Raw genomic sequence first — 17,307 nt, 5'->3', positions numbered from 1 at the left:
GACGGCCGGATCGACGCAGACGACCTTCCTGGCCTCGTCGGCCTGCTCAAGGTCGGTGAAGCACTCGCGGTCAGCACGGCCTTGTTGCCGCCCCGACGGGACCGGCTCGCCCGGGAACCCGGGTTCCCAGCCGTACGGATCGGTGGGGGCCGCTGCGAGCCCGCGCCGTAGGGCTGCTGGGGCCGGCGGCGGGCCGTGGGGCGGCCCAGCTCATGCGGGTTGGACATCTGCCACCTCTGGGCTTCCCGACGGCGGAGAACTGCGAACACGCCGGTCAGAAGCACCAGCGGCGCGAGAATAGCGGCCCGGTCCGACACGGCCACGGCGGACGGCCACCCCGGATGACCCGGGATGGCCGTCCGCGCGGAACAGTCAGGAAACGCCGGGTGTCTCGATGCAGAACACCGTCTTCGGCTCCGGGTAGCCCAGGCCGTTGCTGTTGGGGCAGCCGGACGGATCGGTGGTGCCGTCGATCACCTTGGTGATCTTGATGGCCTCCGGGCTGTCGCAGGAGCCGATCTTGAAAGCCTGGTTCGCGTCGTCGGACTCGTAGCAGTTGCCCGCGATGAAGTTCGGCATCAGGCAGATCAGGTTCTTCTCGTCACGCAGCTCGCGGTAAGCGCCCTCGGGGCAACTCGTCTCGGCCTTGTCCTTCTTGACCGCGACCCTGAAGACGGCGGACTTCTCGTCGCAGTCGACGATCGTCAGCTTCGCGGTGTCGTCGGTGCCGTTCACCGAGCCGCATTCGAGGGTGGCGGTGGTGTCTTCAGCGAAGAACACCTGGTAGGCGCCGAAGCCCACGCCTGCCAGCACCAGCGCGGCGACCAGGGCGATGACCCAGATCGGCAGGCTCTTGCGCCGCTTGGGGCCGGCTTGGGTCTGCTGCTGGTCAACGGGGTTGCTCATGTTCGCCTCTGCTGGGACCGGTGGATGGGCAGCGTGGACGGTAGCCGCCAGGTGCCCGCCGAGGGCAGGCCCGGTTACCGAACTGTGGCTTTGAGGTCGGAGTTTGCGACACTGGTCAGGTGACCGACGGCCCCCTGATCGTGCAGTCCGACAAAACCCTGCTGCTGGAGATCGACCACCCCAGCTCGAAGGACGCCCGAATGGCCATCGCGCCGTTCGCCGAACTGGAGCGCGCGCCGGAGCACATCCACACCTACCGGGTCACCCCGCTGGCCCTGTGGAACGCCCGCGCCGCCGGGCACGACGCCGAACAGGTCGTCGACGCGCTGGAGACGTACTCGCGGTACCCGGTGCCGCAGCCGCTGCTGATCGACATCGTCGACACGATGGGCCGGTTCGGGCGGCTGACCTTGCAGAACAGCCCGGTGCACGGGCTGGTGATGACGTCCATCGACCGCGCGGTCCTCGAAGAGGTGCTCCGCAACAAGAAGATCTCCCCGATGCTGGGCGCGCGTATCGACCAGGACACCGTGGTGGTGCACCCGAGCGAGCGCGGCAGGCTCAAGCAGCTGCTGCTCAAAGTCGGCTGGCCCGCGGAGGACCACGCGGGCTACGTCGACGGCGAAGCGCACGCGATCTCGCTGGTGCAGGACGGCTGGGAGCTGCGCGACTACCAGCGGATGGCGGTCGACTCGTTCTGGGCGGGCGGCTCCGGTGTCGTCGTGCTGCCGTGTGGGGCGGGAAAGACGCTGGTCGGCGCCGCGGCGATGGCGCAGGCGCAGGCAACGACACTGATCCTGGTGACCAACACGGTCTCCGGCAGGCAGTGGAAGCGGGAGTTGATCGCGCGGACGTCGCTGACCGAGGAGGAGATCGGCGAGTACTCCGGCGAGCGCAAGGAGATCCGCCCGGTCACGATCGCGACGTACCAGGTCGTCACCCGCAAGACCCGCGGCGAATACCGGCACCTGGAGCTGTTCGACTCCCGCGACTGGGGTCTGGTGGTCTACGACGAGGTCCACCTGCTGCCCGCGCCGGTGTTCCGGATGACCGCCGACCTGCAGTCGCGGCGCAGGCTGGGCCTGACGGCGACGCTGGTGCGGGAGGACGGCCGCGAGGGCGACGTGTTCTCCCTGATCGGCCCGAAGCGCTACGACGTGCCGTGGCGCGACATCGAGGAGCAGGGTTGGATCGCGCCCGCGGAGTGCACCGAGGTGCGGGTGACGCTCACCGAGAACGAGCGGCTGGAGTACGCCACGGCCGAGCCCGAGACCCGCTACAAGCTGTGCTCGACGGCGCGGACAAAACTGCCCGTCGTCCAGTCCATTTTGGATCGACACCCGGGCGAGCCCACCCTGGTGATCGGCGCGTATCTCGACCAGCTGGAGGAACTCGGCGAGGCGCTCAACGCCCCGATCATCCAGGGCTCGACGAAGAACAAGGAGCGCGAAGCCCTGTTCGACGCCTTCCGCAAGGGTGAGCTGCCGACCCTGGTGGTGTCGAAGGTCGCCAACTTCTCCATCGACCTGCCCGAGGCGTCGGTGGCGGTGCAGGTGTCCGGCACCTTCGGCTCACGCCAGGAGGAAGCCCAGCGTCTTGGCAGGCTGTTGCGGCCCAAGGGAGACGGCCGCCAGGCCCACTTCTACTCGGTGGTCGCCCGAGACACGCTCGACACCGAGTACGCGGCCCACCGCCAGCGTTTCCTCGCCGAACAGGGCTACGCCTACCGAATCTGCGACGCCGACGACCTGCTAGGCCCGCCCATTCCCGAGATCAGCTAGCACGGCGTCGGTGAAAGGCGTCCACGCCTCGATCGCCCACGGCCCGAAGTCCCGGTCGGCCAACGCCACGCAGGCCGCCTGGGCTTCGGGATCGACCCAGAGGAACGTCCCCGACTGTCCGAAGTGGCCAAACGTGCGCGGGGAGCTCTCCGTGCCGGTCCAATGTGGGCTTTTGCCGTCTCGGATCTCGAACCCGAGCCCCCAGTCATTGGGCTTCTTGTTGCCATAGCCGGGCAGCACACCGTTGAGCCCGGGGAACGCCACTGTCGACGCCTCCGCCATCAGCTCCTTGGACACCAACGTCGGCGACTGCAACTCGGCGGCGAACTTCGCGAGATCCCCACTCGTCGACTCGGCGCCCGCCCCGGCCGACCCGGTGAGCGCCGAAGCGGTCATCCCCAGCGGTGCGAACACCCCTTCCGCCAGATAGTCGGCGAACGGAATCCCGGTCGATTCGTGGATGAACTCGGCCAACAACTCGAACCCGGCATTGGAGTAGATCCGCCGCTGCCCGGGCGGTGCCTGGACAGTCGGTGAGTCGAAGGCGAGACCAGAGGTGTGGGCGATCAGGTGGCGCACCGTGGAGCCTTCGGGCCCGGCGGGCTGGTCCCACTCGACCGCCCCTTCCTCAATGGCCACAAGCACTCCGTAGGCAGTGAGCGGCTTGGTCACAGATGCCAGCCGGAACACCCGGTCCTGATCCCCACAGGTCCCCAGCACCCGCCCGTCAGCCCCGACAACCGCCACAGCCACGTTGTCGACCGGCCACTGCTCGACCAAACCCAAACTCCGCATGACACCACCCTACGAGCCCCAAACCACCCACCCGCGAGTCGGCAGGCGAGGAAGTCAGTCGGCGACTTCCGCGTGGGCGATTGTCTTGGTGATGGTGCCGAATACCAGAAGTTCTCCCGGCACGGCATTTCGCTTGCCGAAGGCCTCCGCTTTATCCGCCCCCATATACCGCTCCCCAAGCCGCGTCGCCCATTCCAGCATGAGGTCCAAGTCTTCCGACAGCTCGGCCTCGGCCTGGAACTGGACGAACGAATAGGGCGGTTCCTCCATGTCCACGCACAGCGCGAAGCGTGGGTCGCGGCGTAGGGCCTTGCCTTTCACGGTGTCCGCACCCGTGTTGAAGACGATGCGGTCGCGGTCGTCGACGAGGAACCAGATCGGCGCGACGTGTGGGGAACCGTCGGCGCGGACAGTGGCCAGTTTGCCGGTGCGGGTGCCGTGGTTGACGAAGCTCAGCCATTCGGCGTGGTCCATCTTGTGCATGGTCCCGAGCGTTCCTCAACGCAGGCGGTCGCGCACTTCCATCAGGGCCTTGCCGAGGAGGTTGAGGCCCCGCCAACGCCGCGGGTGGCGCGCGTCGGGACTGTCGGCGGCCAGGCCGATACCCCAGATCGGGTCGACCGGGCTGGCCTCGACGATCAGGGCGTTTCCGGTGCCGACCAGGTAGCCGTGCAGCTGCGGGTTCTGGCTGAACTTGGCCTCCGTGCCACGCACGACGATGTCGTAGCGGTGTTCGGTCCAGAGTTTGTCGTCGAAGCCTTTGACCTTGCGGCCCAGACTCTTGGCGGCGTCGGGGGTCGGGGCGTCGAAGATCTTCGCGGCGATCTGGTCGTCGCCGAAGAGGCGGGCCTTGCCGACCATCATGAAGTGCTCGGCAGTGGGGTAGACCTCACCGTCGAGGGTGAACTCCGCCGGCCACCACTGGCTCAGGCACGGCTTGCCGATGCGGCCGTCGGGCAGCGGGCGGTGGCCCCAGAAGAACAGGTACTCAGTCATCGGTTTCCCCCGGGTCGACGCCGTCGCGGTCGGCCCACTCCAGCAGTTCGTCGATGGCGAAGACGGCGTCGTCAATGCCCTCGTGCAGATCGCCCAGCTCGGCGAACCGTGCGGGCATCGTGGCGATAGTGAAGTCACCCGGCTCGGCGTCGTCAATCTCATTCCAGGCGATCGGGGCCGACACCCTGGCCTCCGGCACGCCGCGCACCGAGTAGGCCGACGCGATGGTGTGGTCGCGGGCGTTCTGGTTGTAGTCGACGAACAGCTGGGCTGGGTCGCGGTCCTTGCGCCACCAGGTGGTCGTCACGTCGTCGGGCGCGCGCCGCTCGACCTCGTGGGCGAACGCCAGCGCCGCGCGGCGGACGTCCTGGAAACCCCAGTTCGGCTCGATCCGCACGTAGATGTGCAGGCCCTTGCCGCCTGAGGTCTTGGGCCAGCCCACCGCGCCAAGATCGTCGAGGACCTCGTGGGCGACGTGGGCGACGCGGCGGACCGTGGCGTAGTCGCACTCCGGGCCGGGGTCGAGGTCGATCCGCCACTCGTCGGGCTTCTCGGTGTCGGCGCGGCGGGAGTTCCACGGGTGGAACTCGACCGTCGACATCTGCACGGCCCAGATGACGCTCGCCACCTCTGTCACGCACAGCTCGTAGGCGTGGCGGTTGTAGCGGGGAAACTCCACCCGGACGGTCTCCAACCACGGTGGCGCGCCATGCGGCACCCGCTTCTGGTGGACCTTCTCCCCCGCGACGCCCTCGGGGAAGCGGTGCAGCATGCACGGGCGCTCGCGGAGGGCGCGGACGATGCCGTCGCCGACGGAGAGGTAGTAATTGACCAGGTCGAGCTTCGTCTCACCCCGGGCCGGGAAGTACACCCGGTCGGGGTTGCTGACCCGGACCGTCCGGTGACCGACCTCAAGCTCCACGGCGGGCGACTTGGTTGCCATGAAGGCAAGCTAGCGCGTGCCAGGATGATCCGGTGGCTGACGACGTGCGGGTGTACGCGATTCCGATGCGGACGAAGTTCCGCGGCATCACGGTTCGCGAGGGGATGCTCCTGCGCGGTCCCGCCGGGTGGGGCGAGTTCTGCCCGTTCTGGGACTACGACGACGCCGAGTCCGCCCCCTGGCTCGCGAGCGCCCGGGAAGCCGCCGACCTGGGCTGGCCCGCGCCGGTCCGCGACCGGATCCCTGTGAACTGCACGGTCCCCGTCGTCTCCCCCGAACGCGCCGCCGAGATCGTCGCCGGATCGGGCTGCCGGACCGCGAAGGTCAAGGTCGCCGACCCGGGCTCGTCCCTGTCCGACGACTGCGACCGTCTCATGGCGGTCCGCGACGCCCTGGGCTCGGGAGGCCTGATCAGGATCGACGCGAACGGCGCGTGGGACGTCGACACGGCGGTCAAGGCGATCCGTGAGCTGGACAAGGCGGCGGGCGGCTTGGAGTACGTGGAGCAGCCGTCGAAGACGATCGAGGAACTGGCCGCGGTCCGGAAACGGGTGAACGTTCCCATCGCCGCCGACGAGTCCATCCGCCGCGCCGAAGACCCGATGCGGGTCGCGGTGGCGGGGGCCGCGGACATCGCGGTGTTGAAGGTCGCCCCGCTGGGCGGCGTCCGACGCGCGCTCGCGGTGGCGGAGGCGTGCGGCCTGCCGTGCGTGGTGTCATCGGCCCTGGAGACCAGCGTCGGCCTCGCGGCAGGCATCGCCCTGGCCGCGGCCCTGCCGGAACTGAACCACGCGTGCGGCCTGGCCACCCTGTCCCTGCTCACCGCCGACGTCACCACGCACCCGCTACGCCCGACCGACGGCTACCTCGCGGTCCCGACCAGCCCACCGATCCCCGACGCCATGCCGCACGTCACCGACGAGATCGAGACCCGCTGGCACACCCGCCTGGCGCGAGTGAACAGGCTCGGCTGACGGCACACGATCACTAGTCGAGCTCGTTCAGATCCAACTTGATAGATACCGGCGACGCTGTGATGGTGGCAGGCTTGTACGCCTGGATCGTGTTCTCCTCGACGTAGCGGCCCTCTGCCAGCCGGTAGGCCACCAGCGACCACCCGCGCAGCTCGTCACCCTGGTCAATGGTCCACAGGAATGGCACGCCTGCCGCAGCATAAGCCGCCATCTTGGTCTCCCGCTCTACCCGGCGATTACCGGGCGACCAGATCTCCACGGCGAGCACCAACTCTTCCGCATCGAAGCTGACGCCGACCGGCTTCCTCGTCAGGACAACGACATCCGGGATCAACGCGGTCCGCCACGCCGTGGAGATGCGCACGTTGACCGCATTGGCGACAAACAGGTCAGATCGATCCGCGGCCCGGAGTGCTTGCTTCACAATGAAGAGCAAATTGACCGCGGCAGTCTGGTGTTGGCCAGCCGGGGCAGGGCGCATGTGCAGATGTCCCCAGAGCAGTTCGAGGCGTGACCCGTCTATTGGCGGATCCATCGCCAACCAGTCCTCAACGGTGTAGGGGCCCATCATCCCGTGGTCGATAGCCGCGGACATTGCCCTCACCTCCAGAGTTGACACCAGGCCGGTCTCCCACACGGGAGCCTGCCGGTCGCGATCTCACCTCAATGGCACGAAGGCCCGATCCGGTGCGGATCGGGCCTTCGTGGTCAAGCAGGTTGGACTGGACTCAGAAGTCCATGCCACCGGTCGGGTCGCCCTGGGGGGCGGCTCCGGCCTTCTCCGGCTTGTCCGCCACGACGCACTCGGTCGTGAGGAACAGCGCGGCGATCGACGCGGCGTTCTGCAGCGCCGAGCGGGTCACCTTGGTCGGGTCCGGCACGCCCGCGGCGAGCAGGTCCTCGTAGACACCGGTCGCGGCGTTGAGGCCGTGGCCCTGCGGGAGGCCCTTGACCTTCTCCACCACGACGCCACCCTCGAGACCGGCGTTGATCGCGATCTGCTTGAGCGGCGCCTCGACGGCCACGCGGACGATGTTGGCGCCAGTCGCCTCGTCGCCCTCGAGCTTCAGCCCCGCGAAAGCAGCCTCGGCCGCCTGCAGCAGCGCGACGCCACCACCGGGGACGATGCCCTCTTCCACGGCGGCCTTGGCATTGCGGACCGCGTCTTCGATGCGGTGCTTGCGCTCCTTGAGCTCGACCTCGGTGGCGGCACCGGCCTTGATGACCGCGACACCGCCCGCGAGCTTGGCCAGACGCTCCTGGAGCTTCTCGCGGTCGTAGTCCGAGTCCGACTTCTCGATCTCGGCGCGGATCTGGTTGACGCGGCCCTGGATCTGCTCGGCGTCACCCGCACCCTCGACGACGGTGGTCTCGTCCTTGGTGACGACGACCTTGCGGGCCTTGCCCAGCAGCGAGATGTCGGCGTTCTCCAGCTTGAGGCCCACGTCCTCGGAGATGACCTGGCCGCCGGTCAGGATCGCGATGTCCTGCAGGATCGCCTTGCGGCGGTCGCCGAAGCCCGGCGCCTTGACGGCGACGGACTTGAAGGTGCCGCGGATCTTGTTGACGACCAGCGTGGCAAGAGCCTCGCCCTCGACGTCCTCGGAGATGATCAGCAGCGGCTTGCCGCCCTGCATGACCTTCTCCAGCAGCGGGAGCAGGTCCTTGACCGAGGAGATCTTGCCGCCGAACAGCAGGATGTACGGGTCCTCGAGGACCGCTTCCTGACGCTCGGGGTCGGTCACGAAGTAACCGGAGATGTAGCCCTTGTCGAAGCGCATACCCTCGGTGAGCTCAAGCTCCATACCGAGCGCGTTGCTCTCCTCGACGGTGATGACGCCTTCCTTGCCGACCTTGTCGAGCGCCTCGGCGATCAGCTCGCCGATGGTGGTGTCGCCCGCGGAGATGCTCGCCGTCGCGGCGATCTGCTCCTTGGTCTCGACCTCCTTGGCGTTCTTGTGCAGCTGCTCGATGACAGCCTCGACGGCCTGCTCGATGCCCCGCTTGAGGGACAGCGGGTCCGCACCGGCCGCGACGTTGCGCAGGCCTTCGCGAACCAGGGCCTGGGCCAGCACGGTGGCGGTGGTGGTGCCGTCACCCGCGACGTCGTCGGTCTTCTTGGCAACTTCCTTGACGAGCTCGGCCCCGATCTTCTCCCAGGGGTCCTCGAGCTCGATTTCCTTGGCGATGGAGACGCCATCATTGGTGATGGTCGGCGCGCCCCACTTCTTCTCGAGCACGACGTTGCGACCCCTGGGGCCGAGCGTCACCTTGACGGCGTCGGCGAGGATGTTCAGTCCGCGCTCGAGACCGCGACGCGCGTCCTCGTCAAACGCGATCAACTTGGCCATTGCGGTGTGGTCCTCCGTTGGGTGGAAACACGAAGCGTGGCCAGGCTCGGTGCCCGCGACGGACGCCCGGCGATAACGCCGGCCTCACCGTCCCGACCTTTGGCACTCGGAGAGGCCGAGTGCTAAGTCGGTTTTAGCACTCTAGGGCGTCGAGTGCAAGAAACGACCCTCAGTTGGAGGGCGGCGCCACAAGTGAGATGGACGGCAGCGTCTTGCGGGTAGTCGGCTTCGAGCTGCCCGACGACCCGGTGGACTCGTCCGACCCGACCGGGATCGACGGACCGGTCGTGGACGTGCCGCCACCGCCTCCGGGTTCGCCTTCCTTCGGCGAGAGGAACACGATGGCCCCGACGATCAGGCCGATCGCCACCAGCCCGACCAGCACCGGAGCGACCCAGCGGTTGCCGCCGCGCTCCTTGCCGAAGGCCGCCGCCCCCGCCGGGACCGGTGGGCGCAGCCGCACCGGCTCGGCATGGGAGGCCGACGGCGCCTGCCGCGGCGGGGTCGGGAACTGCTGGAACGTCTGCTGTTGCACGGGCCGTTGCTGCTGCGGCGCCTGCCGCGGCGGTGCGGACAGCGCCTGGCGGGCGGCGGCGATCAGCTCACGGCAACTGGCATAGCGCTGACCCGGCTGCTTGGACATGCCGCGCCGCACGACATCGTCGATCGCGGGCGGCAGGCCGGGGGCGAAGTCGGTCAGCCTGGGGGCCTCGCGGTTGAGGTGGCCCTGGATGACCTCGGACACCTGCCCCTGGAAGGGCGGGCGGCCGCTGAGGCAGGCGAACAGGACACAGGCCAGCGAGTACGCGTCGGTGCGGCCGTCGACCGGCTCGCCGCGCAGGTGCTCGGGCGCGGCGTAGGTCGGCGAGCCGAGGAAGTCGCCGCCGCGGGTGCGGTGGCCGGTGGCGCCGCGCCGGGTCAGGCCGAAGTCGGCGACGTAGACGTGCTCGGTGGCCGACTCGCGCGAGGTGACCAGCACGTTGGCCGGCTTCACGTCCAGGTGCACGAGGCCGCGTTCGTGCAGGTTGTCGAGGGCCTCGGCGACCTGGCTGAGCAGGCTGATCGCCCGCTGCGGGGCCATCGGGCCGTCCTTGACCAGGCTCGCCATGTCGGCGCCCTCGACGAGCCGCATCGCGATGTAGAGCAGCCCGTCGACCTCACCGAAGTCGTAGAGCGGCACGACGTTGGAGTGGTCGATGGCCGAGGTGTTGCGGGCCTCGTCGACGAACCGCTCACGGAACTCGGGGTCCTCGGTGAGGTGTTCGGCGATGACCTTGAGCGCGACCTTGCGCCCGAGTCTGACGTCGGTGGCGCGATACATCACGCTCATTCCGCCTTTGCCGAGCACTCCGTCGATGCGGTAATGCCCCAGGCGACGCCCAGTAAGGTCCTCCGACACGCCTGGAGCCTAACGTGGGCGTTGTGACGGCCGCGTCCGGTTCCGTGAGATCGATTCAGCGGGCGAGCCAGCCCGCCATCGCCCGGGGGGTCCTGGTCTGGGTCAGGAGGCGGCCGGGCCCTGCGAAGTCGAGCATCAGGCCCTCGCCGGTGCGGACCGACTGCGGGCCGGACTGGCTCACCGCGCGCAGCCTGGTCTGGGTGCCGTCGCTGTAGGCCAACACGCTCGCGGGGCCGACCGTGATCGCCTCACCCGGCTCCAAGGTGGCCACGTCGAGGGCGCCGCAGACGGCGAGGACGATCGTGCCGACGCCGCTGACGTGCTCCAGGAAGCCGTGCTCGGCGCCGAAGAGGGTGTGGAAGTTGGGCCAGCTCGGGTCGACCCGCAGGGTGCTGGCCACGGCGAGCCCGACGCCGCGGGCGACGCACCAGCCCGCTGTGCCGTCGAGGTCGAGCGCGTAGACCTCGCCGGGCAGGCCGGGTGCGACGTCGACCCAGCCGCCCTCGGCGGGAGCGGTGAAGACCGTGGGTCTGCCCTTGGAACGACCGCCCCCACGACGCTGATCGACGAGCACCCCGAAACTGGTGGCCAGCAGCGCCGAGTAGTCGGCCTGAACCGCTTCGCCTGGCGCCAACATGAGCCGTGCCACCCCAAAGGCCGGCGTGTGCCGTGTCCGTACTTGCACTGCGCGCCTCCCCGAAATTCTGGCGTCGGTCACCTGTCGGGGAGCAGGCGCGGATTGGCGGTGACCGTGGTCAGGCGCCGTCACGGTCCCCTTAGGTGACTGTCCGTCGGCGCGACGGTACTCGAACGCCGCCGACGATAGGGAAGGATGGGCGGGTGGCGAAACGCACCTACACGGCCCAGGAGTACCGCGACACCGTCGCCGCGCTCCTGCCGCCGCTGCCCGTCGTGTCCCTCCCGCTGGCCGACTGCCTGGGCCTCGTCCTGGCCGAGGACGTGGTGGCCGGGGTGTCGCTGCCGCCGTTCGACAACTCCGCCATGGACGGCTACGCGGTCCGCGCTGAGGACGTCGCGTCCGCTCCGGTCACGCTGCCGGTCGCGGACGACATCCCGGCAGGCCGCACCGACGTCCAGCCACTGGAGCCGGGGACGGCCCACCGGATCATGACCGGCGCACCGCTGCCCCCGGGCGCGGACGCGGTCGTGCAGGTCGAACTGACCGACGCCGGAACCGAGACCGTGCACATCACCGCATCGGTCCCCGCGGGCAAGCACCTGCGGCGAACGGGCGAGGACGTGGTGGAAGGCGTCACGGTCCTGCACGCGGGCACGGTCCTCGGCCCACCACAGCTGGGCCTGGCGGCGGCGGTCGGCCAGGGCACGCTCCCGGTCAGAAGGCCCCCACGTGTCATGGTCCTCTCGACGGGCTCAGAACTGGTTGCGGCAGGCGAGCCACTGCCCCCGGGCCACATCTACGAGTCCAACAGCGTCCTCATCGCGGCGGCCGTCGAGGAGATCGGCGGAAGCGCCACCGTCCTGCGATTCGTCCCCGACGACGTGGACAAGTTTCGCGCGGTGGTCGCCGAACACGCCCCAGGAGCAGACCTCCTGATCACCTCAGGCGGCGTGAGCGCAGGCGCGTACGAGGTGGTCAAGGACGCCCTCACCGGCCACGGCGTCGAATTCGTGCGGGTCGCGATGCAGCCGGGCGGCCCCCAGGGCTTCGGCACCTTCCTCGGCCTCCCGGTACTGACCCTGCCCGGCAACCCGGTGAGCGCCGCCCTGTCGTTCGAACTTTTCGTCCGCCCGGCGTTGCTAGGAGCGCTGGGACACCGGAACGTCGACCGTCCCCGCGCACAGGCGAGGGCAACGGAAGACATGTCGTCACCAGGAACCAAGACCCAATACCGACGGGCGCGGCACGATGACGGGATGGTGGAGGTAATGCCAGTCGGCGGCCCTGGTTCACACCTACTGTCCGCTTTCGCGGCATCGAACTGTTTGATCGAAATCCCGGTTGGCGTCGAACAGGTCAAAGCGGGCGACGAGGTAGACCTGATCTTGCTCGATTAACCGATCACGGCCACACCCGCACCGGACAAGCGCACCTTCTCCCTTTACCGCTCACCGGGGTCACTTTCAGGGACAGCTCGTTGCCCTTGAACTCCGGACGGGTCACCTTCAGGGACGGCTCTTCGCCTCTGCGCTTCCCCCTGCCCCTCGTCCTGGCCGCTTTTAATTCTCGATCATCGCTGTCAAGGGTCGCGCAGCGATCGCGTGGCGACTGGGAGCACGTGAGGCAGCCTGGGGCGGCTTGGGTAAGATCGCCACTGCAAGTAACCGTCTGCTCACCAGTCGAATTGATCGGTCAGGTGTGGGCGCGTAGAATGGTTTCGCTCCGCAACGGGGCATCCGATCGGTGCCGTGCGCCGTCGGGGGGTGCACGGCACTGGTCGGGTGCCCCGTGTTTCGATGCCGGTCAGATCTCGGTCGATACGACTGTTGGCGTAGCGTGTGGGCAAATCCGGCCGAGTCGCGAGGAACCAGCCACCTGATGTCCGCCCCGTCGCAGCCCCCGTCCGATGCCTTCAAGCACGCGGTCGAGCTGACCAAAAGCATCATCCCTCCGGTCCACCCGGGTGGTCGGCCGTTTGTCTTCGGCGCGCTTGCGGCGACCCTGATGATTCGGCGTCGTTCGCGTCGAGTCGGTGTGCTCAGTGCCGTGTTCACGGCGTGGCTGGCCTGGTTCTTCCGTGAGCCGAAGCGGGTCACTCCGCAGCGGCCCGGGATCGCCGTGGCGCCCGCCGACGGCACTGTCTCCCACGTCATCGAGGCTGTTCCGCCCGCCGAGCTCGAACTGGGCGACGACCCGATGCTGCGGATCAGCGTGTTCCTCTCGGTGTTCGACGTGCACGTCCAGCGCTCCCCCGCGACCGGCCAGGTCGTGCGGGCGATCCACAAGGACGGCGAGTTCCTCTCCGCCGACCTGGACGCCGCCAGCGAGGTCAACGAGCGCAACAGCCTGCACATCCGCACCGTCGACGGCCACGACCTGGCCGTCGTGCAGATCGCAGGCCTTGTCGCGCGGCGGATCATCTGCCAGGTCGCCGACGGGGACAAGGTCAACGCGGGCACCACGTACGGCCTCATCCGCTTCGGCTCCCGTGTGGACCTCTACGTGCCCACCGGCAGCCGGGTGCTCGTCGAAGCCGGTCAGCGGACCATCGGCGGCGAGACCGTACTGGCCGAGCTGCCGTCCGCGGAGCGCTGACCTATGGCGCCCGCGTCCCCCGGGGTGCGCCTGCTGCCCAACGCGATCACTGTCCTGGCGATGTGCGCCGGCCTTTCGGCCGTGCACTTCGCCATGCGCGACCAGTGGGCCGCGGTGATCGCCGCGATCGGTGTCGCGGCGATCCTGGACAGCCTCGACGGCCGCATCGCCCGCCTGCTCGACGCGACCAGCAAGATGGGCGCCGAGCTGGACTCGCTGGCCGACGCCATCTCGTTCGGGGTCGCACCGGCGCTGGTGATCTACGTCTGGAAGTTCGAGGACAACCGCCTGGGCTGGGGCATCGCCCTGATCTTCGCGGTGTGCATGATCCTGCGCCTGGCCCGGTTCAACACGCTGCTCGACGACACCGAGCAACCGCCGTACGCCAAGGAGTTCTTCGTCGGCGTCCCGGCGCCCGCGGGCGGTCTGCTCGCGCTGCTGCCGATGATGCTGACCATCGAATACGGCTCGCGGGACGTGTGGTGGCAGTCCAGGCCGTTCATCGCGCTGTGGACCGTGGCCGTCGCCGTGCTGCTGATCAGCCGCATCCCGACCCTGTCGGTGAAGTCGGTCAAGGTCTCGCCGCGCGCGGTGGCGCCGATGCTGGTGGGCGTGGGTCTGCTCGCCGCCGCGGTGATCACCTATCCGATGATCGCCCTGGCCATCGCCCTGGTCCTGTACCTGGCCCACATCCCGTTCGCGGTGCGCCGCAAGCACTGGCTGGCCAACCACCCCGAGGCCTGGGACGTCCCGTCGAAGGAACGCCGGGCGATCAAGCGCGAACACGGCACGCAGCGCCGGATCGGGCTGCGCCCACCGCTGCACCGGGTCGCGGGGGCGGCCAAGCGCGCGGTCCGGCTGCCCAGCCGCAACGGCGGACAGCAGGCGGCGGCGCCCCCGGCGCCGGAGCCGAGCGTGGCGGGCCCGGTCCGCAGGCGAAGCTGGCGACGCACAGGCCTGCGGCGCGAACAGTCCCGCTGACCCCTTCCCAGGCACAGAGTCGCAGACGTCCTGCGGCGCGAGAGCCACAGGCAATAGGCTCGCGGCGTGGGATCACAGATCACCCTGACCGCCCGGCTGTCCCCGTCCGCGCTCGACACCCGGCGCGGGGTGGTGCGGCTGCACCGAGAAGTGCTCGACGCCCTCGGCGTGCGGCACTGGGACGCCGTCCAACTCACGGGCGCGCGCGTCAGTTCCGCGCTGGCCGCCGAAGGCGCCCCCGCGGGGCCGACCGGGGTGATCCTGCTCGACGACGTGACCATGTCCAACCTCGGCGTGACCGAGGGCGCCGAGGTCGTCGTCTCGAAGGTCGAGGTCGCCCCCGCGCGTTCGGTGACCGTGGCGGGCTCGCGCCTGGCCACGACCTCGCTGACCCCGGAGACCGTCCGGTTGGCGCTGGTAGGCAAGGTCCTCACGGCGGGCGACGCGGTGTCGCTGCTGCCGCAGGACCTGTCCCCGCCCCCTGGCACGGACGTCTCGGCGGTGCGCGGCAAGCTGTCGCGGGCCATCGGCATGACGTGGACCAACGAGCTGCTCACGATCACCGCGACCGAGCCGCCGGGCGCGGTCACCGTCCACCCGTCCACTGTGGTCGGCTGGCGCGACGGCCCACGCACAGGCGAACGCGCACCCGCCCCGGCCGCCACCGCGCCGGTCCGGTCCGACCCGCCCGTGCCCGCGGAACCGCCGACCCCGATCGCCGACCTGGTGGGTGCCCAAGACGCGGCCCGCGCGCTCGCCGAGTGGTTCGAGCTCGCGTTCACGCGCCCGGAGCTGCTGGCGAAACTCGGCGCCGCCCCTCGGCTCGGAGCGCTGGTCACCGGCCCGGAGGGGGTCGGGAAGTCGACAGTCGTCCGCTCGGTCGCCCACTCCGTGGACGCCGCCGTCGTCGAACTGTCGGGTCCCACCGCCGCGGTCCTGGAGGCGAAATCGACCGCGGCCCTGGTGGATTCCGCGATCGCGGAGATCCGCGCGCACTCCGACGCGGGCAAGCCCAGCGTCCTGCTGATCACCGACATCGACGCCTTGCTTCCCGCCACGACCCCGCCCCCGGTCGCCACCGTGGTGCTGGACTCGCTGCGCGCCGCCATCGCCATCCCCCGAGTCGCGTTGGTGGCGACAACCGCCCACCCTGAAGCCATCGACCCCCGGGCCCGTGGCGTCGAGCTGATCGACCGCGAGCTGCGGCTGACCCTGCCCGACGGCAAGACCCGCACTGAGCTGCTGCGGATGCTGTTCCGCGACGTGCCGGTCGTGTCCGATGTGGACTACGCGGCGGTCGCCGAGCGTACCCCCGGCTTCGTCGCCGCCGACCTGATCGCCCTGCGCCGCGAGGCCGCCATCCGCGCGGCGCTGCGGCACAAGGACGCCGAAGACCCGCGGATCGAGTCCGCGGACATCCTCGGCGCGCTGGACACCGTCCGCCCGACGTCGATGTCCACTTCGGACACCCTACGCACCGGCAACGTGGCGCTCGAAGACGTCGGCGACATGGTGGAGACCAAGCAGGCGCTCACCGAGGCGGTGCTGTGGCCGCTGCGCTACCCGGACTCCTTCGCCCGCCTCGGCGTCGCTCCGCCGCGCGGCGTGCTGCTCTATGGCCCGCCCGGCGGCGGCAAGACGTTCCTGGTTCGCGCGCTCGCGGGAAGCGGGCAGCTCAACGTGCTGTCGGTGAAGGGCGCGGAGCTGATGGACAAGTGGGTCGGCGAGTCCGAGCGCGCCGTCCGCGAACTGTTCCGCCGCGCCGCCGAGGCCGCCCCCGCGCTGATCTTCCTCGACGAGATCGATGCCTTGGCACCGCGCCGGGGACAGTCGTCGGACTCCGGGGTGTCCGACCGGGTCGTCGCGGCCCTGCTGACCGAGCTCGACGGCGTGGAGCCGCTGCGCGACGTGGTGGTCGTCGGCGCGACGAACCGCCCTGAGCTGGTCGATCCCGCGCTGCTGCGCCCCGGCAGGCTGGAGCGGCTGATCTACGTGCCGCCACCGGACGCCGAGGCCCGCGCGGCGATCTTGAAGGCGACTGCCCGCAACATCCCGCTGGCGCCGGACGTCGACCTGGTCGAGTTCGCCAAGCAACTGGAGGGCTACTCCGCCGCCGACTGTGCCGCCGTCCTGCGGGAGGCGGCGCTCACGGCGATGCGCGAGAGCCTGGACGCGGCCGAGGTGACCGCGCGACATCTGGAGCAGTCGCGGGAGAAGGTGCGTCCCTCGCTGGACCCGGCGCAGCTCGCGACCTTGCAGGCCTACGCCGAGTCCCGCAAGGCGTGAGCGGACCGGCGGGGTCGACTCCCGCCGGTCCGGGCTCGATCAGATGTTGAAGACCGCGCCAGTCTCGACGAAGAGCTGGCACGCGTTGCCGAACGTCTCGTCGTAGGAGACTCGGCGATCGCCCCACACCCCCGTCGCGGTGACGCGCACCGGGTCGACGTGCAACGGGCACGCGCGGTCCGGGTGCACCAGGAGCGCGGTGAAGTCGCCCGTCACCGAGGCGAGCTGGGCGCAGGCAGCCTCCGGGCTGCGGTGGTGTCCGGCTGCCGGGCCGCAGCGCAGCGTGCCGACCCGCATCGGGTCGCCCTCGTGCTGGTAGGTGAGGACGAGCGACGCTGTCGTGGGCGTCGCCGAAGCAGGCTGAGCCGTCGCCACCGCGGTCGCGGCGATGGAAGCGGCGATAAGGACCTTGCGCAACATAGGTCAGTCAACCCTCTCATGGTATCGCGGTCATGATCGATGACCGAACGAATTCGAGAGTAGGCCGATGAAAAAACATCGCAACCCGGGCGCGATTCTTCCTTTCGCCCGTGACCGGCTGCACAATTGTCGCCCGATGGCCGCCCGCCGAATGGCGCAAGCCGCCCGGTTAAAGAACCTTGCCGCTGGTGGACGTCTCGCAGGCCGGGGCGCGACGGACCGCCGCGCCTGCCGCTTCCT

General features: G+C 69.6%; 16 protein-coding genes. 6 read left to right on the top strand and 10 right to left on the bottom strand.

Annotated features, from left to right (window positions below; translation table 11 throughout):
- Nucleotides 1-372: 372 nt before the first annotated feature.
- A complete protein-coding gene (locus GPZ80_RS08320; protein WP_187219660.1) occupies nt 373-906 on the bottom strand; it encodes an LppU/SCO3897 family protein in 534 nt (177 codons plus the stop codon).
- A 119-nt stretch (nt 907-1,025) separates the two neighbouring features.
- On the opposite strand from GPZ80_RS08320, the gene GPZ80_RS08315 reads away from it, so the two are divergent.
- Complete coding sequence (locus tag GPZ80_RS08315) at nt 1,026-2,687, top strand: DNA repair helicase XPB (protein WP_187219659.1); 1,662 nt, start codon at nt 1,026-1,028, stop codon at nt 2,685-2,687.
- Here GPZ80_RS08315 and GPZ80_RS08310 read toward each other — a convergent pair.
- Genes GPZ80_RS08310 through ligD form a run of 4 tightly spaced genes read right to left on the bottom strand, consistent with a single transcriptional unit; the run spans nt 2,658 to nt 5,421 of the window.
- Complete coding sequence (locus GPZ80_RS08310; protein ID WP_187219658.1) at nt 2,658-3,482, bottom strand: serine hydrolase domain-containing protein; 825 nt, start codon at nt 3,480-3,482, stop codon at nt 2,658-2,660. The genes GPZ80_RS08315 and GPZ80_RS08310 overlap by 30 nt on opposite strands.
- A gap of 54 nt (nt 3,483-3,536) precedes the next feature.
- Nucleotides 3,537-3,965 (bottom strand): PPOX class F420-dependent oxidoreductase, encoded by a 429-nt coding sequence (locus tag GPZ80_RS08305; RefSeq protein WP_187219657.1) that lies wholly within the window; start codon nt 3,963-3,965, stop codon nt 3,537-3,539.
- A gap of 15 nt (nt 3,966-3,980) precedes the next feature.
- Nucleotides 3,981-4,478 (bottom strand): riboflavin biosynthesis intermediates N-glycosidase, encoded by a 498-nt coding sequence (ybiA, locus tag GPZ80_RS08300; RefSeq protein WP_187219656.1) that lies wholly within the window; start codon nt 4,476-4,478, stop codon nt 3,981-3,983.
- Nucleotides 4,471-5,421 carry a non-homologous end-joining DNA ligase gene (ligD, locus tag GPZ80_RS08295; protein WP_187219655.1) on the bottom strand — a complete coding sequence of 317 codons (951 nt, stop codon included), beginning with the start codon at nt 5,419-5,421 and terminating at the stop codon, nt 4,471-4,473. Before ligD ends, ybiA begins: the two co-directional genes overlap by 8 nt.
- 32 nt (nt 5,422-5,453) lie before the next feature.
- On the opposite strand from ligD, the gene GPZ80_RS08290 reads away from it, so the two are divergent.
- Complete coding sequence (locus GPZ80_RS08290; RefSeq protein WP_312880192.1) at nt 5,454-6,395, top strand: o-succinylbenzoate synthase; 942 nt, start codon at nt 5,454-5,456, stop codon at nt 6,393-6,395.
- Nucleotides 6,396-6,408: 13 nt separating this feature from the next.
- On the opposite strand, the gene GPZ80_RS08285 is transcribed toward GPZ80_RS08290, so the two are convergent.
- From GPZ80_RS08285 to GPZ80_RS08270, 4 genes are all read right to left on the bottom strand, one after another.
- A complete protein-coding gene (locus GPZ80_RS08285) occupies nt 6,409-6,990 on the bottom strand; it encodes a Uma2 family endonuclease (protein ID WP_246476855.1) in 582 nt (193 codons plus the stop codon).
- A gap of 133 nt (nt 6,991-7,123) precedes the next feature.
- Entirely contained in the window at nt 7,124-8,746 is a 1,623-nt protein-coding gene (gene groL, locus GPZ80_RS08280) for a chaperonin GroEL (RefSeq protein ID WP_091379368.1), read from the bottom strand.
- Nucleotides 8,747-8,915: 169 nt separating this feature from the next.
- The gene (locus tag GPZ80_RS08275) at nt 8,916-10,145 is read right to left on the bottom strand and encodes a serine/threonine-protein kinase (protein ID WP_187219654.1); all 1,230 of its coding nucleotides are present in this window, start codon (nt 10,143-10,145) and stop codon (nt 8,916-8,918) included.
- Between the two features lie 55 nt (nt 10,146-10,200).
- Entirely contained in the window at nt 10,201-10,830 is a 630-nt protein-coding gene (locus tag GPZ80_RS08270; RefSeq protein WP_187219653.1) for an AIM24 family protein, read from the bottom strand.
- Nucleotides 10,831-10,985: 155 nt separating this feature from the next.
- On the opposite strand from GPZ80_RS08270, the gene moeA reads away from it, so the two are divergent.
- The 4 genes from moeA to GPZ80_RS08250 all read left to right on the top strand — a co-directional run bounded on the left by moeA (nt 10,986) and on the right by GPZ80_RS08250 (nt 16,647).
- Complete coding sequence (moeA, locus tag GPZ80_RS08265) at nt 10,986-12,182, top strand: molybdopterin molybdotransferase MoeA (RefSeq protein ID WP_187219652.1); 1,197 nt, start codon at nt 10,986-10,988, stop codon at nt 12,180-12,182.
- A 481-nt stretch (nt 12,183-12,663) separates the two neighbouring features.
- Nucleotides 12,664-13,380 carry a phosphatidylserine decarboxylase gene (locus GPZ80_RS08260; RefSeq protein ID WP_187219651.1) on the top strand — a complete coding sequence of 239 codons (717 nt, stop codon included), beginning with the start codon at nt 12,664-12,666 and terminating at the stop codon, nt 13,378-13,380.
- 3 nt (nt 13,381-13,383) lie between these two features.
- On the top strand, nt 13,384-14,361 hold the full coding sequence (gene pssA / locus GPZ80_RS08255; protein WP_187219649.1) for a CDP-diacylglycerol--serine O-phosphatidyltransferase: 978 nt from the start codon (nt 13,384-13,386) through the stop codon (nt 14,359-14,361).
- 66 nt (nt 14,362-14,427) lie between these two features.
- Nucleotides 14,428-16,647, top strand: a complete 2,220-nt coding sequence (locus tag GPZ80_RS08250) for an AAA family ATPase (RefSeq protein WP_187219647.1) — start codon at nt 14,428-14,430, stop codon at nt 16,645-16,647.
- A gap of 39 nt (nt 16,648-16,686) precedes the next feature.
- Here GPZ80_RS08250 and GPZ80_RS08245 read toward each other — a convergent pair whose 3' ends face one another.
- The gene (locus GPZ80_RS08245) at nt 16,687-17,067 is read right to left on the bottom strand and encodes an SSI family serine proteinase inhibitor (protein ID WP_187219645.1); all 381 of its coding nucleotides are present in this window, start codon (nt 17,065-17,067) and stop codon (nt 16,687-16,689) included.
- Between the last annotated feature and the right edge of the window lie 240 nt (nt 17,068-17,307).

It is taken from the genome of Actinokineospora xionganensis, assembly GCF_014323725.1.
GTDB lineage: Bacteria > Actinomycetota > Actinomycetes > Mycobacteriales > Pseudonocardiaceae > Actinokineospora > Actinokineospora xionganensis.
Note: the sequence above shows the minus strand (reverse complement) of the source record. Positions and strands in the feature narration are given on the sequence as shown.